The sequence below is a fragment of the Corynebacterium amycolatum SK46 genome (assembly GCF_000173655.1).
Taxonomy (GTDB): Bacteria; Actinomycetota; Actinomycetes; order Mycobacteriales; family Mycobacteriaceae; genus Corynebacterium; species Corynebacterium amycolatum_A.
In genome coordinates, this window is the sequence record NZ_ABZU01000001.1 from 19,593 (window position 1) to 40,765 (window position 21,173).

Genomic DNA, 21,173 nt, shown 5'->3' on the forward strand with positions numbered 1-21,173 from the left:
TTCACCGATTACTTCTTCGCTAGGAGCCAGAAAAGCAACACTGATGACCGTGGCACGAAATGGTCAGCTCTGAATGTTTTCCATTCGGCTAGCTGGCTATAGACGAAGTAAAGGCGCACCACTGGCGCGTTGAGCTTCTCTCTGACCGAGAGAAGCTGGCGGCGGCTTTGGCGGCGCACACAACGTACATCGTGAAAGGGCGTTCGTGGCAGGCAACGAACTGGGGCAAGCTCAGGACCAATCCACCGGGAGTGGCACCGGTTCAGCTACTCCTGCAAAGAAGGCTGTAAAGAAGGCCATCAAGAAGGCAGTGAAGAAGACTGCGGCAAAGAAGACTGCCGCGAAGAAAACTGCTGCCAAAAAGACAGCTGCTACCAAGGCTGCGGCGAAAAAGGCGACCGCTAAGAAGGCAGCGGCCAAGAAGACCGTGAAGAAAGCGGCTAAGAAGTCGGTCGCTAAAAAGACCACACGTAAGGCCGCCGCCAAGAAGGCAACTAAGCGGACAACGGCTGCGAAGGCCACCGCGGCCAAGGCTGCTGCAGCGAAGGCGAAGGACGCGCAGGCTCTCGACGCAACTGAGAACGAAGAGCTCGAGGACGAGGAACTCGACCACGACTTGGAGCAGGAGCGGGACTACGACCCGGATCTGGATGATGATCTCGAAGACGATGATCTTCACGACGATCTGGATGATGACGACCTCGAAGATGACGACCTCGACGACGATGAAGAAGGGGACGACGAGGACGAAAACGAAGACGAGGATGAAGAGGACGAGGGCGACGAGGTCTGGAACGAGGACGAGTCCGCTCGTCTGCGTCAGGCCCGCAAGGATGCTGCCCTCACCGCCTCCGCTGACTCTGTCCGCGCCTACCTCAAGCAGATTGGTAAGGTCGCGCTGCTGACTGCAGAGGAAGAGGTCAGCCTGGCTAAGCGTATCGAGGCCGGTCTGTACGCGCAGTACAAGATTGACGAGGCCAAGCAGGCCGGCGAGCGCATCGCCTACGCTCAGAAGCGCGACTTGCGCGAGATTTCTCGCGACGGTCAGCGCGCCAAGAATCACCTGCTCGAGGCCAACCTCCGTCTTGTGGTGTCCCTGGCAAAGCGTTACACCGGCCGTGGCATGGCTTTCCTAGACTTGATTCAGGAGGGCAACCTCGGCCTGATCCGTGCAGTCGAGAAGTTCGACTACACCAAGGGCTACAAGTTCTCCACGTACGCAACGTGGTGGATTCGCCAGGCCATTACTCGTGCAATGGCCGACCAGGCTCGAACCATTCGTATTCCGGTTCACATGGTCGAGGTCATTAATAAGCTCGGCCGTATCCAGCGTGAGCTGCTCCAGGATTTGGGCCGCGAGCCCACTCCGGAAGAGCTCGCTAAGGAAATGGATATCACCGAGGAAAAGGTTCTCGAGATTCAGCAGTACGCTCGTGAGCCGATTTCGCTGGACCAGACCATCGGTGACGAGGGCGACTCCCAGCTCGGTGACTTCATTGAGGACTCCGAGGCAGTCATCGCCGTGGATGCCGTTAGCTTCACGCTCCTCCAGGACCAGCTTGGCGACGTTCTGGAGACACTCTCCGAACGCGAAGCCGGAGTCGTCCGCCTGCGCTTCGGCCTTACCGACGGCATGCCACGTACGCTGGACGAGATTGGTCAGGTCTACGGTGTGACACGCGAGCGCATCCGTCAGATTGAGTCCAAGACGATGTCCAAGCTGCGTCACCCATCGCGTTCGCAGGTTCTGCGCGACTACTTGGAGTAACGCTTTCACTTGGCGTGTTAGTGAGCTAACAGCTAGACCCAGAGAATCGGGCTTGAATGAGGTTACACACCTTATTCGGGCCCGATTCTCTTTAAGGGGGGCTAGGGTCAGGGCCAGCGGGTTAATGACTGCGCTTATGGCTGGTGGCGGTGAGCAGGTGCGAGTTACTGACTGCGCTTATGTCAAAAATGGGCGGAAAAATGGCATGAAAGTGCTATAACCTCACACAGTTTCACATTTGCAGCCCAAAGCCCCGAACCACCACAGTGGAACGGGGCGAGGGGGAATCTAAGCAACACTAGGCGAAACAGTCCCATGGAGCGCCAACAAAATCAGCAAGCTCAATGCTGTATTCGTCTGTCCCTACCAAACGAATGTTTTCACGAACAATTGCGAACAGCTCATCGGGCACTTCGCCTCCGGTGAACTGTAGGCATTCCACAAGGCAATCATAAATCGCGTCTGCGGGCACTAGTACACGACGCCGAATACCCACTGCAGCAGGGTCAGCGAAGCCACCGAAATCACAATCAGTGCGATGATGTTCAGCCAGACACCGGCCTTGACCATGTTGTCCATGCTGACATAGCCGGAGCCGTAGGCGATGGCGTTCGGCGGCGTTGCAACCGGCATCATGAATGCCGAAGTAGCCGCCAGAGCAACCGGAACTGCGAAGATCATCTGGTCGTGGCCCAGGCCGATTGCCATTGCACCAACCAGCGGCAGGAAGGTCGCGGCCGTCGCGGTGTTCGAGGTGAACTCGGTCAGGAACAGCACAACGGCGCCGACGACAACCACGAGTGCCGCCACTGGCATCCAGCCGAGGGTAGACAGCTGTTCGCCAATCCAGTCCGACAGCCCAGAGGCACCGAACTGCGAGGACAGCGCCAGGCCACCACCGAACAGCAGCAGCACACCCCACGGTAGCTCCAACGCATTTTCCCAGCGCATGAGCTTCACGCCATCAGGACCGCCCGGAATAATGAACAGCGCAATACCCACGGTCATTGCGATAACCGCATCGACAATCTTGGTGTCGGGCAGCAGCACCGGAACAAAGACCCACGCCAGCGCAGCCGCGATAAATACCATGAGTACGCGACGCTCACCAGCCGACATACGGCCAAGGCGCTTCAGCTCTTCACGCATGAGTTCGCGCCCACCTGGAATATGCGTAATCTCCGGCTTAAACAGAACACTTGTCAGCAGGAACCATGCACAGAGCATGAGCACAACCGCCACCGGGACACCCAGTAGCATCCACTGGCCGAACCCAATGTTGACACCTTGCTCCGCCATGTAGGCCGCCAGCATCGCGTTCGGCGGAGTACCGATAATCGTGCCCAGCGAACCAATCGATGCCGCGTAGGCGATACCCAGCATCAGCGCGATACCGAAGTTCGACTTTGGCATCGGGTCATAGCTTGACGACGACTCCTCGGCCTCCTCCAGCGCATCCCCACCGGGGGTTTCGGCGACCGATTCACTCGCAGATCCCGCATCCTCTGCAGCAACTTTCTCATCGTGCAGCATTCGGACAATCAGGCTCAGGACGGACACACCGATTGGCAGCATCATCACGGCTGTAGCCGTGTTAGATACCCACATCGAGAGGAAGCCAGTAGCCACCATGAAGCCCAGAATCAGCATCTTTGGTGACGACCCCATGAACACCAGGACCCACAATGCGACACGCTTGTGTAGGTTCCAACGCTGCATCGCCAAGGCCAACAGGAAGCCGCCCATAAAGAGGAAGATGGTCGGGTCTGTGTACTTGCCCGAGAAATCCTTAATCTCCGCGAGGTTGAGAATCGGGAATAGCGCCAGCGGCAGCAGAGCCGTAACGGCAATCGGGATAGCCTCGGACATCCACCACACGGCCATAAGCACTGCTACACCTGCGGTTGCACGCAGGTTGTGATCGAGCTCAGCCGGCATAAAGAAGTACACCAGCAAGGACAGGATGATACCGAGTCCTAGACCGGTGCGCTTACGAAAAAGCTCCCGGCTGAGGTAACCACGATCTTGTTGGCCAGGTGACAGTTCCGGGGAGTTGTCGCGCGTAGATGTCGCTGCCACGATTCACGCTCCTATTTAATAATCAGCAGACATCCTGTATTGCACGTATGTTCAAACGTTTACCGCATGTAGGGGATGCCAAATGTGGGTACTTTCTGACACCAATATCATTACCAACACTCGGCCAAATATGAGATTTCACTAAGAAACCCCCGGTTGAAACTGCAGGCAGTTGGACTTCGGGGGTAATTTGCGGGGTTACTCTTTTTCGCGATTGTGCCTTTAGCGGCGGCCGATAGTGTTACTGGGACCGCACTGTGAATCTCAATCGCAACCGCTATTGCTACTACTAATCCTTCGGCTGGTCAGTGCCCATCTGCTTAGAAATACACTCGGCATACTCCGCCGTCGTACGCTCGTACTTCTCGCACTTAGACATGGCATCGGATGTCGAGGCGTACAACATCAAAGACACCACGACGGCAGCGATACCCGTCACAATGCCGACAATCCCCAGCCCGAACGAACCGCTAATAGCCGCTTCTCCCCCAGCGGCCTGCACGCGCTTTTTCACGCTCATTGCCTTCGCCATCGCGATGATGCCCAGAACAATGCCAAAGACTCCGAGGATGCCACCAACAATCATCCAGGACATCAAGAGTCCGCCGACGCCAAAGATCAGTGCCAGCACGCCAATAGTCCGACCGTCATTGCCTGGCACGGCCGACAAACCACCGACGGTCAATTCCGAGGGCCTCGACTTATCACTGCTTGCCGACATTCTTCTCTCCACCATAGATTGCTCAGTTCGCTTGAAACCCTACCAATTACGCAGGTAGCTAATGCGATCACGCAACTGTTCCTCCGTACACAGCGCAGTCGGCGGGCCACCACAGGCGCGCCGAACCTCATTATGCACCTGACCATGCGGCTTACCGGTTCGCGCCGCTGTCATCGACACCAGCGTATTGAGCTCCTTCCGCAACTTCGGCAACACCTCACTGGCCACCTTCTGCGGCCTCGGGTACGCCGATCCCTCAATGCGGTGCACCGCGCCGCCTTCGCCTCCGCTTGACGACGATTCCCTCGCCTCCTCGCGGGCTTCCTTCTCTCGGGCACTGGCGGCTTTAAGCTGTTCATCCTGTCGCTGACGCAGCAAGAGTCTCATCTGGTCGGCGTCGAGAAGCCCTGGCAACCCCAGATAGTCGGCCTCTTCGGCGGAACCGGCGATGGTTGCGGTGCCATAGGAGGAACCATCGTAAATCAGGTAGTCGAGTTCGGCATCCGCACCGATGGATTCGTAGGCAGGTAGTAGCTCGTCAGGCTCGTCCTTGCGACGATTGGCCTCGGCGACCAAATCGTCTTCCCACCCTTCCGAAGGGCGGTCCGGCTTGCCGAGCACGTGGTTGCGTTGCACCTCCATCTGCGAAGCCAAATCAAGCAACACCGGAATCGACGGCAGAAAGACAGAAGCCGTCTCCCCTGGCATGCGGCTTCGCACGAATCGTCCGATAGCCTGCGCAAAGAATAGCGGTGTCGAGGAGCTGGTCGCGTAGACGCCGACGGCCAGTCGCGGCACGTCAACACCTTCGGAGACCATGCGCACTGCCACCATCCACTCATCGGTGGACTCAGAGAACGTCTTAATTCGCTCCGACGAGCCCGGTTCATCCGAGAGCACTAGAGCCACCGGCGTGGAGGCAATCTGCTCGAGAATGCGTTTGTACGCACGAGCAGTTGCCGCATCGGAGGCGATAACCAGGCCACCCGCGTCCGGGATATGCTGCCTCATCTGCGAGAGACGGGTGTGCGCTGCCCGCAGCACAGATGGCATCCACTCGCCCTTTGGGTCGAGCGCGGTGCGCCAGGCTCGCGTAGTCTCCTCTGGACTCATCACGGTGCCCAGACGCGCAGCAAACTCATCGCCCGCACTATCACGCCAGCGGGCTTCACCGGAATAAGCCAGAAAGACTACCGGGCGGACGACGCCGTCGGCAAGCGCATTGGAATAGCCGTACGTGTAATCAGCGACAGAACGCGAGTAACCATCGCCGTCCGGCGAGTAGCGAACAAACGGAATCGCCGCGTCATCGGAGCGGAACGGCGTACCAGTTAGGCACAGGCGGCGTTCGACATCGCCGTAAGCTTCGGAAATACCGTCGCCCCAGCTCTTGGCATCGCCACCGTGGTGTACCTCGTCCAAAATCACCAATGTCGGCCGAGCGGTGGCTACGGCATGGTGCTTAAACGGATGCACTGCGACTTGGGCGTAGGTCACAACAATTCCCTGGTAGGAGGGGTTTACCACGCCCTTCGCGTTGGAGAATTTGGGATCCAACGCAATCCCCGAACGAGCAGCGGAGGCAGCCCACTGCACCTTCAGGTGCTCAGTGGGAACTACAACGATAATGCGCTCGACAATCCGGCGCGACAGCAACTCACTGGCGATACGCAGGGCGAAGGTCGTCTTACCTGCGCCCGGTGTCGCCACTGCAAGGAAGTCCTTCGGGTTAGTCGCCAGGTATTTGTCGAGGGCCTCCTGCTGCCATTTACGAAGCCCGCTCACTTGCGACGCAGGGACTTGTAAATCCGCTCGCAGTCAGGGCATACCGGTGAACCCGGCTTCGCCGACTTCTTCACCGGGAAGGTTTCACCGCACAGAGCAACGACGTAGGAGCCGTTGACCGCGGAGTTCACGATCTGGTCCTTCTTGACGTAATGGAAGAACTTCGGAGTGTCGTCCCTCGTCGACTCATCGACGCGGGTATCGGTGCGTTCAATCGTCTTTGTCGTCTTCAATGGAGTGCTCACAGATTCCAATTGTGCCCCATCGGTCAAATTATGCCTAGCGACCCAGGTGCTGGCCGCTGCTGACTGCTGACTTCCACAACCATCCACAACATCGCTACGACTACGCGAGCATGCGGCTGCAACGGGCATAGCCATTGAGACGACCCCACGCCACAGGCGTATGCTAGACAACCATGGCGCGAATCAATGACCGTCGCGACTCCGCGCTGCCGAAACGCGGAAGTTCCCGGCGACGCAAGAAAGACGCGGCGTTGATTACCGACGCCCGCGGCTCTCGGATTCGCAACTATGACCACCGCCGCCACGTCTACGCGGCCCTGCAATGGTCTCGCATACCGCTGCTGCTTCTTTCCGGCGCTTTTTATCTGTGGTGGGATGTGCCGTGGATCGCGGCGATTCTCATGGTTGTCTCCGTACCGATGCCGTGGATTGCGGTTGTCATCGCCAATGGCGTCGGAGAACCCGCTGACAAACGTAAGCCGCGCGTCTACAAGCCGGGAGTTGTACGCGAGCAAAACCGCAAGTGGGAGGAGCAGCAGCGCCAGCGCGCCCTCAAGGAAGCGGAGATGCGCGCTCTCAGTTCTGCCGCCAGTACCGAAGACACCGACGCACCGCCGCAGTCTGGAAACGAGACCATCTCAACCTCCTTCGATGACGCAAATGTCATCGATATGCCGGAAGAAGACGATCCGTCGTCAAGCTCCCCTAACTAGCCCCTCCGCCCCGCTTTACGACGAAGGTAGTGCCTACGATGACCTTTTCCCCCTCCACTTTCACCCCACCGACTGATCAGCAGCTTCGTGCATTTGTCGACTGCGCGGAGGAATTCGCCACCGCGCTCAGGCGCCTTGAGTTTTCCAGCGAGTCACTGCGCCGAGTCCTAGGAGCCGAAGGGTTGGCCGCGCTGGACCGCGGTGAGCCCGGTGTTGTCGATATTCTGCTTACCGAGACTGCGGGCGTTTCTGCGGATACCGTGACCGCGTTGCGTCTTCTCATCCTGGGCGACTTCGCCGACGCAGAGCAGCTATTTGGGGCTGAACTGACAGCCAAGTTGCTGGACAGCGGCATACTTGCCGGCACCGCCACCGACGCACAGGTGTGTATCGATGTGCGCCCGGTCGAGATTGCGGGAGCCGACCGTATTGTCTTTTCCGACCGCGACGCCTCTATGAGCGATCACGTTCCTGGACCCGATCATGTCTTAGGCGTAGGGAGGGCTTCCCGCTCCCTCCTCGATATTTCGCCGACCTCGGCGGTGGAATCCGTACTCGATCTCGGTGCCGGTTGTGGCATCCAGAGCCTTGCCCAGCCTGATGCAAAGTCGATTGTCGCGACGGACATTCACCCCCGGGCGCTGTTTTTTGCCCGCGCTACTTTCGCAGCAAATGGTTTCGACCAGGCGCAGGCCCTCGAAGGTTCGTGGTTTGAACCGGTTGCAGGACAAAAATTTGACCGCATTGTGGCCAACCCGCCGTTCGTCGTAGGGCTGCCAAGTGTGGAACATGTTTACCGTGACTCAGGATTGAATCTGGACGGTGCCACCGAGCTTATGATCCGCGGCCTGGCCGACCATCTCTCCGACTGTGGCACGGCGCATCTGCTCGGCGCTTGGGCCCATATCGAAGGCCAAAGTTGGCAACAGCGTATTGCCTCTTGGCTCCCTGCTGAGGGCCTCGAAGTGTGGGTAACGCAACGGGATGTCGCTACGCCGGCGGAATACATTGGCACCTGGCTTCGCGACGAGTCCATCGACCCCCGCAGTCCAGAGGGGTGCGAACGCTCCCGTGCCTGGCTGGAGCACTTTCGCAACAGTGGCGTGACAGGCATCGGGTTTGGCTACATCACGGTTCAGCGCATCGAAGGCCCGACTTCCGCCGTGTGTGAGGAAATGCCCCAGCCTTTGGGTGCTCCCTTCGCCGCCGAAGCCGAGGAGTATCTCGGCCGAGCCGAATGGCTTCGTACACAAACTCCTGACACCATCCTCGAAGCTGCCTTTACTGTGCGCCCCGGCGTCGCCATCGAGCGCGTTTCGCTTGCCGACGTCGAAAGCGGCCAGGGCTTCACTGAGTTCGATACGCGCATCTCACGCACCGATGGCCCCGCCTGGACACACTCAATCGATGAGTCCGTGGCAACCATTCTGGGAGCGCTGCATCCCGAAGCAGCTCTGGGCTCCGTCATCGACATCATGGCAATGTTTGGAGCCTTTGATGAGTCCGAAGTACCTGCCATTAAGGACGCCCTAGTTCCCATCGTCGTTGACCTGGTTCGCCATGGTCTGATTCTCCCCACCGAGCTCTTGGAGGATAAACAGTAAATGAAAGCCGTTCTTACCCGAGTTAAATCCGCGTCAGTCACTGTCGACGGCTCCGTTGTTGGCCACGTTGAGGGAGGCGATACCGGCGCCATTTTGGCGCTCGTAGGCGTTGGCCGCGCGGACGCAGCCGATGCTTGGGAAACGATGGCCCGCAAGATCGCGGAGCTGCGCATCCTGGATGGCGAGCTCAGCGCTGTCGATGCTGGCGCCCCGGTGCTCGTCGTTAGCCAATTCACGTTGATGGGGGCGACGAAGAAGGGACGGCGGCCGTCATGGGTAGACGCGGCTCCGGGCCCAGAGGCCGAACCCGTCATTGAAAAAATTGTCGAGAACTTGCGAAATCGTGGCTTAACGGTCGCAACGGGACAATTTGGGGCAATGATGGAGGTCGCATCAGTCAATGATGGCCCCTTTACAGTTCTCGTGGAATGCTAGTGACGGTAGTTTTTCTTAACATTATATTTGCATGGCAAAATTACCCTATTGACATTCATCAACTTTCACGGGAACATTTTCATGACTCCGTGCGTTGTAGTTTTTGAGTCCACTTAAAAATCCAGGAGGCAGATTCATGAAGAGTGCCGATATTCAAAATGACGAACTGGAAGGTCAGGCAAGGGACAAGGGGCGCCGCACTGGCAATAACTCCAACCCGTCCGCCGATTTGGTTCGTGTGTATTTGAACGGCATCGGAAAGACTGCTCTTCTCAGCGCTGAAGAAGAGGTGGAGCTTTCTAAGCGCATTGAAGCTGGCGTATACGCCGAGCATTTGCTGCAGACCGGCGCGAAAATGACCCGCGCAAAGAAGCGTGATGTCAAGATTTTGGCGAAGGAAGGTAAGGCCGCACGTGCCCACCTACTCGAAGCCAATCTTCGTCTTGTGGTCTCGCTGGCGAAGCGCTATACCAACCGCGGCATGCCGCTGCTGGATCTAATCCAGGAGGGCAACTTGGGCCTCATCCGCGCCATGGAAAAGTTCGACTACACCAAGGGCTTCAAGTTCTCCACCTACGCAACGTGGTGGATTCGCCAAGCTATTACCCGCGGCATGGCTGATCAGTCGCGCACTATTCGCCTCCCTGTCCATTTGGTTGAGCAGGTCAACAAGATTTCTCGTATCAAGCGTGAGCTCTACCAGCAGCTCGGCCGTGAGGCTACGAATGAGGAATTGGCAGAGGAATCCGGCATTCCAGAAGCCAAGATTGAGATGCTGCTCCGTCAGTCCCGCGACCCGGTGAGCTTGGACATGCCAGTGGGCACTGATGAGGAAGCCCCTCTGGGAGACTTCATCGAGGACTCAGAGGCAACTGATGCCGAGGAGGCAGTTGTCGCTTCCCTGCGCCACCACGATGTCCGCAAAGTTCTGTCCACTCTCGAGATTCGAGAGCAGGAAGTTATTAAGCTCCGCTACGGTCTCGACGATGGCCTGCCCCGCACGCTGGATCAGATTGGCCGCCACTTCGGCCTGTCTCGCGAGCGCGTCCGACAGATTGAGCGGGAAGTTATGTCCAAGCTGCGCGAGGGTGACCGTGCTGACAAGCTGCGTGAGTACGCAAACTAACGCCACATGGCGGTGACATCGATAGGGTTCCCGATTTCAGCCCTGAGATAGAGCTGGACTTCAATGCCGACCCCGTGCGGGAGTTTCATCCACACTGGCGGTCGGCGTTTTCGTCTGCAAGTCAAGCTTTCGACATCGCGTACGCTCCCTCCGTCTCAGCAGCGCCCACCGGAACCAAGCTTTTCACTGCCCAATCGGCACCAAAGCCACTGGATTTGCGAGCCCTAACACCTTTCTTACGCAAGTGTGGTTATCCTAATACTTGAGTGAAAACTTTTAAGACTGTGTTATCGGAGGAAAACCGTGAGGGATTTGGTTGACACCACGGAAATGTACTTACGTACGATTTTCGAACTCGAAGAAGAGGGCATCATTCCTTTGCGTGCTCGCATTGCCGAACGCCTTGAGCAGTCGGGGCCGACCGTTAGCCAAACCGTTGCGCGCATGGAGCGCGATGGCCTTCTCGTAGTTGCCCCAGATCGCAGCTTGCAGCTTTCCGACGAGGGCCGCAGGCTAGCCACGGCTGTCATGCGTAAGCACCGCCTAGCTGAGCGCCTACTTACGGATGTCATTGGCCTCGAATGGGACAAGGTTCACGATGAAGCCTGTCGCTGGGAGCACGTAATGAGTGACGAGGTCGAGTGCAAACTTCTCGACGTTCTTGACTCTTACACACGTTCCCCATTCGGCAATCCGATTCCCGGTTTGGAAGACCTCGGTGGGACTCAGTCACCAGAGCCCTTAGAGAACGTTCGCCGACTGTCCGACCTAAACCCTGGTGAACACACCATTGAAATCGTCCAGATTAACGAAATCCTGCAGGTCGAGCAGAGCTACATGAAGCGTCTCCACAAGGCCGGTATTATGCCGGGTAACGAGGCACTTGCCGAGGTTGCCGCCGGCCGCGTAACTCTCGCCCGCGGTGATCATTCTCTTGACATTCCGGATTCTCTATCTCACGCGATTATGGTGATTATCAAATGAAACTCCTAGTCACTGGTGGTGCCGGCTACGTCGGTAGCGTTTGCTCGGCAGTATTGATTTCTCTTGGCCACAACGTCACTATTCTGGACAACTTCTCTGTTGGCAACCGTGATGCGGTGCCGGAGGGCGCAACCCTAGTCGAAGGTGATGTGGAGGACAAAGCCTACGAGGTTTTGTCCTCCGACAGCTTCGACGGCGTCGTTCATTTCGCTGCGAAATCGCTCGTTGGCGAGTCCGTCGAAGTTCCTTCCGACTACTGGCACAACAATGTGGGCCAAACACTGAAGCTACTCGACGCGATGCGTGATACCGGTACGAATAACCTGGTGTTCTCTTCGACAGCTGCAACCTACGGTGAGCCAGAGAAGACACCAATTACCGAAGACATGCCAACCGCGCCGACCAACCCTTACGGTGCCACCAAGCTGGCCATGGACTACGCCATCGCGTCTTACGCCAAGGCATACAACATCGGCGCTACCAGCTTGCGTTACTTCAATGTGGCGGGCGCCTGGGGCGGTTTTGGAGAAAACCGTGAGGTGGAAACTCACCTCATCCCACTGGTACTGCAGGTTGCGCTCGGTCACCGCGACAAGATTATGGTCTTTGGCAATGACTGGCCGACTCCGGACGGCACCGCGGTTCGTGACTACATCCACATCAAAGACCTCGCCGATGCGCACGTCTTGGCACTGGAGTCCAACACGCCGGGTACGCACCGTATCTTTAACCTCGGTTCTGGCGACGGCTTTTCGGTTCGCCAGGTTATTGAGACCTGCCGTAAGGTCACCGGTCACCCGATTCCCGCTGAGGATGCACCGCGTAGAGCCGGCGATCCGGCAACTCTTATTGCCTCTTCTCAGCGTGCCATGGACGAGCTCGGATGGAAGCCCAATCACACGGAGCTGGAAACCATCGTCGCCGATGCATGGGAGTACACCAAGGCCCTCGGCGACCGAGCCCATTCGGCGCACCGCTAGGCACTGCAGCACAGAGTGCAGGGTCGCTAATCAATACGCGGCATTTTCACCTTGTATACCCTGCGCAGCACCTCTTGTGCTGCCCCAAGAATTGTGCCGATGCACCTCGGCACAATTTGATTGGCGACCGCAATTTCCAGCAACTGAGTCAGTGAATGATTCGGTTGCTCCCCCGCTGCCTCATCGAGGGCTGTTTGCGCATAGTTCTCCAGCCCAGCCGCGAACTTTGCGATGGCAAAACACGCTAAAGCGTTTGCACGCAGGCTGCCGCGGTGGACAATTGCGGCCTCGCGCCAAATTTCTCCCATTGGTTGCGCCAACTGCGTAGTAATGAAAATCATGGACATATCGCGCAAGGTGACGTTGGTCAGTGCTGCAGCAATGGCATATCCTGCGTTTTCATCGCGCACCGCCTCATGTGCATCCATCACACCATCGGCCACGTTTTCCACGGCGGTTTTTAGCATGTCGAAGTGCTCAATGAGCGCGGGATTGTCCGAACCAATTTTGAGTTTCCTCGGTTGCTCAACGGCTGTCGCTCGTTCCCGGAGGCGTTCAATCAGAGCCCTGTCTTTACTGTCGCGGAACTGACCACCTCGAAAATAGCTGCGGTACTCCTCATAGTTTTTGAAAATCTGCTCTCCCTGCCGAGAGATTAGATTTGCATTGTCGGTCATCAGGCTGTCACCGACAATGCCGACGATCTCTCCCTGCTCGTCCGTGACAACTTCCCCCGCAGCAATAGCGGCAACGCCCGCCAAACGCACCTCATGCAGGCCGCCTTCTCGCAGCCAGCCTGTAATGGGTGTGGAGTCTTTTTCAATCCCCCAGGATTCGTCGATAATAAACACATCTGCGTGAGTGCATCCTTCATCGAGCAGGAAATCCGCGGCTGCCCGCACCAAGTCAGGATTGCTCTCCATCGAGGCCACATCCTTGATCAGCATCGGGCCAGCATGCGCTGTCGGATCAAACTCGACCTTGCCATCGATGAGATCTTCGACCTGCTGACGATACAACGCCGCAATCACTACCTGCCCCCGCGGATAGAATCCAACGATTCCCGGCAGGTTCGTCAGAAATACGCTCGGCTCAATTTCAGGCATTTGTCCTGCACCGAAGTTCTTTTTGTTTCCCATTGATTCCTTACCCCTTTCCCCATTGGAATAGCTCGACAGAGGACACCCCTCTCGCCATCTGGTGGCTCTCATTGTTATCGAATCCGCAACAGCCTTGCTTGTGCGCGACCGGAAGAATCGGCCCATCTGTGGACTACTTTCAACTTGTGGATAACTGGAATAATTTCTGCGGTATCGTGGTTGTTTACTTCAAATGACGAAAAATGTGATGCAGGAGGTAGTCGTACGTGAGTAATCCGACCGACAAGCCTCAGGGCAATATGTACGAGGTAGTTTTTCCGGTTCCTGACGTAACGGGAAGCGAGGGGCATCTGACCCTGGTCATTGCACTTAGCGGTTATGCAGATGCCGGTAATGCCGTCTCGGAATCAGCCAGTTTCCTCTTGGATGCTCTCGAGCACCGCCCATTGGTGAACTTTTCTATCGACGAGCTGATTGATTATCGTTCCCGCCGTCCCGCTGTAACGATGAACCACGACCAGATTGTGGATGTATCCGATTTGAACCTGTCGCTCAATGTGGTTCGCGACAACGTCGGCAAGCCGTTCTTACTGCTTTCTGGCCCTGAGCCAGACATGCGGTGGGAGGCTTTTTCGACTGCCGTCGCAGATTTGGCAGAGCGCTACGATGTCGGTCGGACTGTGTCGCTGTACTCGGCGCCGATGACGGTTCCGCACACCCGACCGTTGGGCATCATCGCCCATGGCACAGATAAGCGGAAACTCAGTGATATGCATACCTGGGGCAACCGCGTCACGGTTCCGGGTGCTGCCAGCTTGAACATTGAGTACGAACTCGCAAGCCGCGGTTGTGATGCCTTTGGTTTCACCGCACAGGTGCCACACTATGTCGCGGCGTCTGAGTATCCGCTGGCGTCACTGCGACTGTTGCAGGAGGTAGCAAAGCTTGCCAAGCTCGAGCTCCCGCTTGAGGCGCTGGAGAAGGAATCCGCGCGGGTGGCGGAGCTGCTCAATACGCAGACGAATGATTCCGGCGAGGTCTCTCAGCTGGTCAATCTTCTCGAGGAACAGTACGACCAGGAAGTTCAACGTCGTCAAGAGCTGGAGACTTCTCCCCTGCTTGGGCCTGACGGCGAGATGCCTTCGGCCGACGAGATTGGCGCCGAGTTCGAGAAGTTCCTCGCATCTCAACCGCTGCGCCCAGTAGAAGATTCTTCCTCGCTTGACGACGGGGCGGAAACCCCGGCCAACGCGGATTCCTCGGCAACTACATCAGAGGACACTGACACACACTCGGAAGATCCCGAGTCGTCCTCTGCGGATGATAGGTCCGCGGAGTTTTCTGCAGACGACACTGCCGAACAGCCTGAGTCAGAACAGCCTGCGTCTGAACAGCTTCGGGACGAGCAGGCGGAAAGCGAAGAATCCGGTGAACCGGAAAAGCCTCGCCGTCGGCGCGGCTGGAAGCCCTGGTTCCGCTTCTAATCCGGGGTTACCGCTAGGGTGGGAAGCGTGTCACTATCTGAAATGCTTCCCGACCTAGCTGAGGTTCCTGAGTCCCTTTTCGACGATGCGATTATGGACTCTTTCATTGCCTGGACCAGGGATCAGGGCATCACGCTCTACCCGGCGCAGGAAGAGGCCGCAATCGGCTTGGCCGGTGGCGACCATGTAATCCTTGCCACTCCAACGGGGTCGGGCAAATCAATGGTGGCTATCGCCGCCCATTTCTGCGCGCTTGCCCGTGGCCAACGCAGCTTTTACACGGCGCCTATTAAGGCCTTGGTCAGCGAGAAGTTCTTTGCCCTCTGCGAAGTCTTTGGCGCAGAGAATGTCGGTATGATGACCGGCGATGCCACCGTCAACGGTGGCGCACCCATCATCTGCGCAACTGCGGAAATTGTCGCCAATATCGCCCTGCGCGACGGGGCCGACGCCGATATTGACCAGGTAGTAATGGATGAATTCCACTTCTATGCGGATCCCGACCGCGGCTGGGCATGGCAAGTGCCCTTGCTCGAGCTTTCTCGTTGCCAATTCCTGTTGATGTCCGCCACTCTCGGCGATACTCAAAAGTTTGAGACGGATTTGAAGGAACGCACGGGACTCGACGTCAACCTCGTTTCAGGTACGACGCGCCCGGTACCGCTGGATTTCCACTATGTCTACACACCAGTTCATGACACACTGGCGGAGTTGCTGGAATCCGGCAAAGCCCCAATCTACATCGTCTTTTTCTCCCAGCGCCAAGCAGCAGAACAGGCTCAAGCACTGACTGGTCTGAAGCTACTGACCAAGGAGGAAAAGGAGCGGATTCGCGAAGAAATTGGCGATTTCCGGTTTACCACGGCCTTTGGTCGAGTTCTTTCCAAGTTGGTGCGCCAGGGCATTGGCGTCCACCATGCGGGAATGCTGCCGAAGTACCGTCGTTTAGTTGAGCGTCTCTCTCAGACTGGTCTGCTCAAGGTCATCTGTGGCACGGATACCCTCGGCGTCGGCATCAACGTGCCTATTCGCACGGTGCTGATTACCGGTTTAGCCAAGTTCGATGGCCGTCGTAGCCGTATTCTCAAGTCACGCGAGTTCCACCAGATTGCTGGACGCGCCGGCCGTGCCGGCTACGACACCGAGGGCACCGTAGTTGTCGAAGCTCCTGAACACGAAATTGAAAACGCCAAGCTGCGTCGCCGTGCCGGCCAGGATGAGGCCAAACTGAAGAAGTTGCGGCTGAAGTCCGTTCCCAAGGGCGAAGTGACATGGTCGGAGAAGACTTTCGACAAAATCGTTTCGCAGCCACCAGAGCCGCTGACCAGCCGCTTTGCAGTTACCAACGGTATGTTGCTCAACGTCATTGCACGTGGTGGCGATACCTACAAACACATGCGTCATCTGCTGCGCACCAATCACGACACCCGCCACCAACAAAATGAGGCTATTCTGACCGCAATTGAGCTCTACCGCGGTTTGGTCAACGCGGGAATCGTCGTCACGCATGGCGAGGGCGATGACTGCCGCCCCGAGCTGACAATGGAGCTGCAGCGTGACTTCGCGCTCAATCAGCCGCTGTCGCCTTTCGCCATCGCCGCGCTCGAACTGCTGGATAAGGACAGCCCGAACTACGCACTCGATGTCATCAGTGTGTTTGAGTCAATTCTGGAAGACCCTCGCCCACTGCTCATCGCGCAGCAGAAAAAAGCACGCGGTGAAGAAATCGCCGCGCTCAAGACCGAGGGCGTTGATTACACCGAACGTATGAACATCGTCGAAGACATCACATGGCCGATGCCGCTTGCCGACGAGCTGGAGGGCGCATTCGACACCTATGCTCAAGGCCACCCGTGGGTGCGAGAGTTTTCGCTGTCGCCCAAGTCTGTCGTGCGCGAGATGGTAGAAAAAGCCATGACTTTCTCGGACGTGGTATCTGAGTATGGAATTGCCCGCTCCGAAGGTATTTTCTTGCGCTACCTCACCGATGCCTGGCGCACTTTGCGACACACTCTCCCACCGGAAGCCGCTAACGAGGAGCTCCGGGACATTGTGGAGTGGCTCGGCGAGCTCGTTGTACAGGTGGATAACTCCCTGGTGGATGAATGGGCGCAGATGGCCGATCCAGATAAGCCATTGGACGAGGAAACTCTCAAGGAAGCGGCTTTTGGCAACGACGAGTCGCGGCCCCTTACCGGCAACGAACGTGCATTTACCCGTATGGTGCGCAATCTCATGTTCCGCCACGTACAGCTCTTTGCCTTTGAAAAGGAGGAGGAGCTAGCCGACCTGGACAACTACCTCGACGATGCGCCAGATTGGCCTACCGCGATGGATGACTACTTCGATGAATACGATGATCTAGGCATCGATGCAGAGGCTCGCGGCGGCGATATGATTTCGATTGACCGCAAGGCTAGTGAGGGCCTATGGCATGTGATCCAGATACTCGATGATCCTGAGGGCGATCACGGCTGGCGCTTTGAAGCGGACATTGACTTGGCTGCATCTGATGAATACGGCGAGGTCAGGTTGGCATCGCTGCGAGTTATTCAGGGATAGACGCAAAAACCGGGCTGGAACTACCAGCCCGGTTTTTGCTTATTTCGTACGTTACTGCAGCACGCGCCAAGAGAGCTTTAGGCAACAGCGCCTATGTATGCCTGCCGTACCAGTTCGGCAATTCGATTGAACTCGCCGCCGCGTACCGATGATGCGCGGTGAACCAGCCCAATGGTGCGTCCCGGCCGTGCCGGACCTTCGAAACGCGCAACAGCCAGGCCGGGACGGTCGGCCTCAATCTTGACAGCTGATTCCGGCACAAGCGACTGCCCCAACCCACCGGCAACACACTGCACGACGGTCGATAGAGAAGCCGCCCGTGTTTCCAAGCTGGAGGTCTCGCCGTGAACAGCATCGACCTTGCGACAAATATCCAACACCTGGTCGCGCAGGCAATGACCGTCGTCAAGCAGGAGCAAGTCCAAGTCCCTGATTGCCTCAAGCTTTACGTCTTCCTTACCGGCCAGCGGATGATCCTCTGGCACGACGATGTAGAACTCCTCGTCGTAGAGGTAAATCTCTTCAAAGGAAGGCACATCGGACGGCAGTGCCATGATGGCGGCATCAATAGTGCCGGAGCGAAGTGATTCGATGAGGCGCTGGGTCGGCTCCTCGACGATCCGAGGCTTTAGATCTGGCAGCTCGTCACGAACCAACTGGAGGAAGTTGGGCAGCACGTATGGAGCAACCGTAGGGATAACACCAATGGATAGTGGTCCGGACAAATCATCTGTACGGCCAGAGGCGCGAGCAACAATCTCGTCAACAATTTCAGATGCTTGGCGTGCATATGGAATCAGACCGCGACCGAGTGGCGTCACCAGCACTCGGCGAGTCGAACGCTCTACAAGCTGCACCCCCAGCCCCTGCTCAAGGGTGGAAAGCGCTTGTGACAGGCTGGGCTGTGAAATGCCGAGGCGGGCAGCGGCTTGACCGAAGTGACCGGTATCGGCAATCGCGACAAAGGCACGTAACTGAGGCAAAGTGGGCCGATAATCTCTATTACGCATACCTATAAGCCTACACGAGCTTATTAACTTTTTCCTCTTGACGGTTCGGGAATCCATAGGCATAATGGTGTGTGACCCCAGAAGGAATACATTCAGGAGGATTCCATGGCAATTTTGACTGTTGGCGACAAGTTCCCCGAGTTTTCTCTGACCGCTCTCAAGGGCGGCAACCTGCGTGATGCAAACGCTTCTTCTCCGGATGACTACTTCGAGCAGGTAACCAATGAGTCCTACGAGAGTAAGTGGAAGGTCGTCTTCTTCTACCCGAAGGACTTCACCTTTGTCTGCCCGACTGAGATTGCTGCATTCGGCAAGCTGAACGAGGAATTCGAGGACCGCGACACCGTTATTCTCGGTGGCTCTGGCGACAACGAGTTCTCCCACTTCAACTGGCGCGCTACCCACGAGGATCTGCTGGACATTCCGTTCCCGATGTTCTCCGACATCCGCCATGACCTGATGCGCGCTCTCGGTGTCGAGAACGCTGACGGTGTTGCAGACCGCGCAACCTTCATCATTGACCCGGACGGCATCATTCAGTTCGTCTCCGTTACCCCGGACGCTGTCGGCCGTAACGTTGACGAGGTTCTGCGTGTTCTCGACGCTCTTCAGTCTGAAGAGGTCTGCGCATGTAACTGGCAGAAGAATGACCCGACCAAGAACATCGACAAGATGGACGTTCTGAAGCAGGAGCTGAAGTAACTCATATGAGCATCGATAACCTTCGTTCCGGTCTACCGGAGTACGCCAAGGACATGAAGCTGAACCTTGGCACTCTCACCCGGTCTACGGAACTCTCCGAGCAGCAGCTGTGGGGAACCTTGCTTGCATCCGCTGCCGCAACCCGCAACGAGACCGTTTTCTCCGAGATTGCTGAGGAAGCCAAGGAACACTTGTCTGCTGAGGCTTTTGAGGCTGCTCTTGGTGCCGCAACCGTTATGGGTATGAACAACGTCGCATACCGCACTCGTCACATGCTCGGTGATGACTACGCACAGGTCAAGTTCGGCCTGCGCATGAACATCATTTCCAAGCCCGGTGTCGAGAAGGAAGACTTCGAGCTGTGGTCGTTGGCAGTTTCCGCCATCAACGGCTGCGAAGCATGCGTTACCTCCCATGCACAGGTTGTCCGCGATGCTGGTCTGACTAAGGAACAGGTCTGGGAGGCAGTTAAGGTCGCCGGTACCGTCTCTGGCGTTGCGCAGGCTGTGTTCGCAGAGGCATCCCGCTAAATATTTGGAGCATAGGTTCGGCTTTTGATAGCCGAACGCTCCCCGCAGGATTACCTGCTGACGAAATAGCGCCCAAGGAACCAATTTGTACCGGTTCCTTGGGCGCTATTTCTTGTTCGTTTTTGGCTACTGCTGTGGCGGGTAATAACTCGGATTCTCCTGCGCTTCATTAATAACCCGCCTGCCACCGATGAGCTGACGGTAAATATGTACTTGCACGAGGAGAGCAAGCGGGACTGTGTACAACATACCGATATAGAAAAGCATTGCACCTGCGGAAGAAACAATCGACGTCAGAATGAATGCAACAAGCATCGTCCAATACTGAGGCTTCACCAAGCGCCAAGCGACGACCGGCGACTCAAGCGCGGTTGCTCGACCATCGAAAACAAGTAGTGGCATAGTCGCTGTGATTGGCATGATGAAGATCGACGTCAACAACAAAACCAAGTAGCCCAGTGGAATCATTGCCGCGGCAGCTTCACTGCCGTTGGCAGACAAGGATACTCCGCCGATGAAGAGCGCCATCCCCGGAAGCATGGCGAGCAGCCCCACCAGGAACGTGACAATGTAGACACTGATAAGAGAACCCCACCGGTTTACACGGAAGAAAGTACCGTAGCTCGGCACTCGCCCGTCGACAGCTTCGAATGCACCGCGCAGCATAAAAGCCTGCATCGCGAACATGCCCACGGCAAATAGGAGTGCCATCGCGCCGAGAGTCGCGAACATTGACCCTAGATCCTCAAACGGAACATCGCCTGGATAGTTCGGCTCAAAGTCTGGATCGAAGTCACCAGATGCAAAGAGAATTGCCGCTGCGCCAACAATCAGGGCGACTAGTATGGCGAAGAACGTCAGCATGATGCCAAGCCAGGAAACAAAATTGCTGTTTAGACTACGAAACGCCGCGGAAAAGGCACTTCCGATGTCGACCTTCGTCGGCCCTTGTGCCACCGGCTTCACCGGCGGCTCGTCACCTCCGGGCATGTTGACACCTGGAGCAAGCGCGCCGGCTGCAGGATTCCCACCTGCCGGTTGCTGCCAATAGCTCGAGCCCGCACCATAGGGTTGCCCGCCGTAGCTATCGCGCGACTCGCCAGTTCCATAAGAAGGAATTCCGCCATAAGCCTGTTCACGGCCGTAAGCCTGATTCCACTGTGGCGAATCCTCTGGTCCACGCGGGCCATGTTGTGCGTGCGAATCGAACCCGTAAGGGTTGTAGTCCTGCGAACCATTGTTGGGAAAACCGTGACTCTGGGAGTCATAGTTATTGGACTCATTATCCCGGCTGCCGTCACCGTAAGGATCGTTGTTGCTATATGGATCGTTTGGGGTATTCATG

At 57.0% G+C, this 21,173-nt stretch carries 18 protein-coding genes; 11 read left to right on the forward strand and 7 right to left on the reverse strand.

What is annotated here, in order from left to right:
• The first annotated feature begins 205 nt into the window (after nucleotides 1–205).
• Nucleotides 206–1,768, forward strand: a complete 1,563-nt coding sequence (locus tag CORAM0001_RS00110; protein WP_005509514.1) for an RNA polymerase sigma factor — start codon at nucleotides 206–208, stop codon at nucleotides 1,766–1,768.
• A gap of 471 nt (nucleotides 1,769–2,239) precedes the next feature.
• Here CORAM0001_RS00110 and CORAM0001_RS00115 read toward each other — a convergent pair whose 3' ends face one another.
• The 4 genes from CORAM0001_RS00115 to CORAM0001_RS00130 form a co-directional block, all read right to left on the reverse strand.
• Nucleotides 2,240–3,847 (reverse strand): SLC13 family permease, encoded by a 1,608-nt coding sequence (locus CORAM0001_RS00115; protein WP_005509709.1) that lies wholly within the window; start codon nucleotides 3,845–3,847, stop codon nucleotides 2,240–2,242.
• A 289-nt stretch (nucleotides 3,848–4,136) separates the two neighbouring features.
• Nucleotides 4,137–4,568 (reverse strand): hypothetical protein, encoded by a 432-nt coding sequence (locus CORAM0001_RS00120; RefSeq protein WP_005509507.1) that lies wholly within the window; start codon nucleotides 4,566–4,568, stop codon nucleotides 4,137–4,139.
• A gap of 39 nt (nucleotides 4,569–4,607) precedes the next feature.
• Nucleotides 4,608–6,353, reverse strand: a complete 1,746-nt coding sequence (locus tag CORAM0001_RS00125) for a DEAD/DEAH box helicase (RefSeq protein WP_005509552.1) — start codon at nucleotides 6,351–6,353, stop codon at nucleotides 4,608–4,610.
• The gene (locus CORAM0001_RS00130) at nucleotides 6,350–6,598 is read right to left on the reverse strand and encodes a DUF3039 domain-containing protein (protein WP_005509477.1); all 249 of its coding nucleotides are present in this window, start codon (nucleotides 6,596–6,598) and stop codon (nucleotides 6,350–6,352) included. The genes CORAM0001_RS00125 and CORAM0001_RS00130 overlap by 4 nt, the downstream gene beginning before the upstream one ends.
• Nucleotides 6,599–6,771: 173 nt before the next feature.
• On the opposite strand from CORAM0001_RS00130, the gene CORAM0001_RS00135 reads away from it, so the two are divergent.
• The 6 genes from CORAM0001_RS00135 (at nucleotide 6,772) to galE (ending at nucleotide 12,440) form a co-directional block, all read left to right on the forward strand.
• Complete coding sequence (locus CORAM0001_RS00135; RefSeq protein WP_005509610.1) at nucleotides 6,772–7,311, forward strand: DUF3099 domain-containing protein; 540 nt, start codon at nucleotides 6,772–6,774, stop codon at nucleotides 7,309–7,311.
• A gap of 38 nt (nucleotides 7,312–7,349) precedes the next feature.
• On the forward strand, nucleotides 7,350–8,915 hold the full coding sequence (locus CORAM0001_RS00140) for a DUF7782 domain-containing protein (protein WP_005509688.1): 1,566 nt from the start codon (nucleotides 7,350–7,352) through the stop codon (nucleotides 8,913–8,915).
• Complete coding sequence (dtd, locus tag CORAM0001_RS00145) at nucleotides 8,916–9,350, forward strand: D-aminoacyl-tRNA deacylase (RefSeq protein ID WP_005509370.1); 435 nt, start codon at nucleotides 8,916–8,918, stop codon at nucleotides 9,348–9,350.
• Nucleotides 9,351–9,486: 136 nt separating this feature from the next.
• Nucleotides 9,487–10,476, forward strand: a complete 990-nt coding sequence (locus tag CORAM0001_RS00150; RefSeq protein WP_005509499.1) for a sigma-70 family RNA polymerase sigma factor — start codon at nucleotides 9,487–9,489, stop codon at nucleotides 10,474–10,476.
• Nucleotides 10,477–10,779: 303 nt separating this feature from the next.
• Complete coding sequence (locus tag CORAM0001_RS00155) at nucleotides 10,780–11,460, forward strand: iron-dependent transcriptional repressor DtxR (RefSeq protein ID WP_005509739.1); 681 nt, start codon at nucleotides 10,780–10,782, stop codon at nucleotides 11,458–11,460.
• Nucleotides 11,457–12,440 (forward strand): UDP-glucose 4-epimerase GalE, encoded by a 984-nt coding sequence (gene galE / locus CORAM0001_RS00160; protein WP_005509402.1) that lies wholly within the window; start codon nucleotides 11,457–11,459, stop codon nucleotides 12,438–12,440. Before CORAM0001_RS00155 ends, galE begins: the two co-directional genes overlap by 4 nt.
• Before the next feature lie 26 nt (nucleotides 12,441–12,466).
• Here galE and CORAM0001_RS00165 read toward each other — a convergent pair whose 3' ends face one another.
• A complete protein-coding gene (locus tag CORAM0001_RS00165) occupies nucleotides 12,467–13,579 on the reverse strand; it encodes a DUF4192 domain-containing protein (RefSeq protein ID WP_005509464.1) in 1,113 nt (370 codons plus the stop codon).
• A 227-nt stretch (nucleotides 13,580–13,806) separates the two neighbouring features.
• Between CORAM0001_RS00165 and CORAM0001_RS00170 the strand changes: the two genes are divergently transcribed.
• Both CORAM0001_RS00170 and CORAM0001_RS00175 read left to right on the forward strand, forming a co-directional pair.
• Nucleotides 13,807–15,024: a PAC2 family protein gene (locus CORAM0001_RS00170; RefSeq protein WP_005509341.1), complete on the forward strand. Its 1,218-nt coding sequence runs from the start codon at nucleotides 13,807–13,809 to the stop codon at nucleotides 15,022–15,024.
• Between the two features lie 42 nt (nucleotides 15,025–15,066).
• Nucleotides 15,067–17,586, forward strand: coding sequence for a DEAD/DEAH box helicase (locus CORAM0001_RS00175; RefSeq protein WP_208854616.1), 2,520 nt, complete (start codon nucleotides 15,067–15,069; stop codon nucleotides 17,584–17,586).
• A 77-nt stretch (nucleotides 17,587–17,663) separates the two neighbouring features.
• Here the strand turns inward: CORAM0001_RS00175 and CORAM0001_RS00180 are convergent, their stop codons facing one another.
• A complete protein-coding gene (locus CORAM0001_RS00180; protein ID WP_005509551.1) occupies nucleotides 17,664–18,596 on the reverse strand; it encodes a hydrogen peroxide-inducible genes activator in 933 nt (310 codons plus the stop codon).
• Nucleotides 18,597–18,701: 105 nt separating this feature from the next.
• On the opposite strand from CORAM0001_RS00180, the gene CORAM0001_RS00185 reads away from it, so the two are divergent.
• The gene (locus CORAM0001_RS00185) at nucleotides 18,702–19,298 is read left to right on the forward strand and encodes a peroxiredoxin (protein ID WP_005509452.1); all 597 of its coding nucleotides are present in this window, start codon (nucleotides 18,702–18,704) and stop codon (nucleotides 19,296–19,298) included.
• A 5-nt stretch (nucleotides 19,299–19,303) separates the two neighbouring features.
• Complete coding sequence (ahpD, locus tag CORAM0001_RS00190) at nucleotides 19,304–19,828, forward strand: alkylhydroperoxidase, AhpD family (RefSeq protein ID WP_005509349.1); 525 nt, start codon at nucleotides 19,304–19,306, stop codon at nucleotides 19,826–19,828.
• A 126-nt stretch (nucleotides 19,829–19,954) separates the two neighbouring features.
• Here ahpD and CORAM0001_RS00195 read toward each other — a convergent pair whose 3' ends face one another.
• A complete protein-coding gene (locus CORAM0001_RS00195) occupies nucleotides 19,955–21,172 on the reverse strand; it encodes a hypothetical protein (RefSeq protein ID WP_005509443.1) in 1,218 nt (405 codons plus the stop codon).
• Nucleotide 21,173 lies beyond the last annotated feature (1 nt).

Coding starts and splice junctions, on each gene's coding strand:
- CORAM0001_RS00120 (WP_005509507.1), bottom strand. CDS start 4,568: ATGTCGGCAAGCAGTGATAAGTCGAGGCCCTCGGAATTGACCGTCGGT.
- CORAM0001_RS00135 (WP_005509610.1), top strand. CDS start 6,772: ATGGCGCGAATCAATGACCGTCGCGACTCCGCGCTGCCGAAACGCGGA.
- CORAM0001_RS00140 (WP_005509688.1), top strand. CDS start 7,350: ATGACCTTTTCCCCCTCCACTTTCACCCCACCGACTGATCAGCAGCTT.
- dtd (WP_005509370.1), top strand. CDS start 8,916: ATGAAAGCCGTTCTTACCCGAGTTAAATCCGCGTCAGTCACTGTCGAC.
- CORAM0001_RS00150 (WP_005509499.1), top strand. CDS start 9,487: ATGAAGAGTGCCGATATTCAAAATGACGAACTGGAAGGTCAGGCAAGG.
- galE (WP_005509402.1), top strand. CDS start 11,457: ATGAAACTCCTAGTCACTGGTGGTGCCGGCTACGTCGGTAGCGTTTGC.
- CORAM0001_RS00165 (WP_005509464.1), bottom strand. CDS start 13,579: ATGGGAAACAAAAAGAACTTCGGTGCAGGACAAATGCCTGAAATTGAG.
- CORAM0001_RS00175 (WP_208854616.1), top strand. CDS start 15,067: ATGCTTCCCGACCTAGCTGAGGTTCCTGAGTCCCTTTTCGACGATGCG.
- CORAM0001_RS00180 (WP_005509551.1), bottom strand. CDS start 18,596: ATGCGTAATAGAGATTATCGGCCCACTTTGCCTCAGTTACGTGCCTTT.
- CORAM0001_RS00185 (WP_005509452.1), top strand. CDS start 18,702: ATGGCAATTTTGACTGTTGGCGACAAGTTCCCCGAGTTTTCTCTGACC.
- ahpD (WP_005509349.1), top strand. CDS start 19,304: ATGAGCATCGATAACCTTCGTTCCGGTCTACCGGAGTACGCCAAGGAC.
- CORAM0001_RS00195 (WP_005509443.1), bottom strand. CDS start 21,172: ATGAATACCCCAAACGATCCATATAGCAACAACGATCCTTACGGTGAC.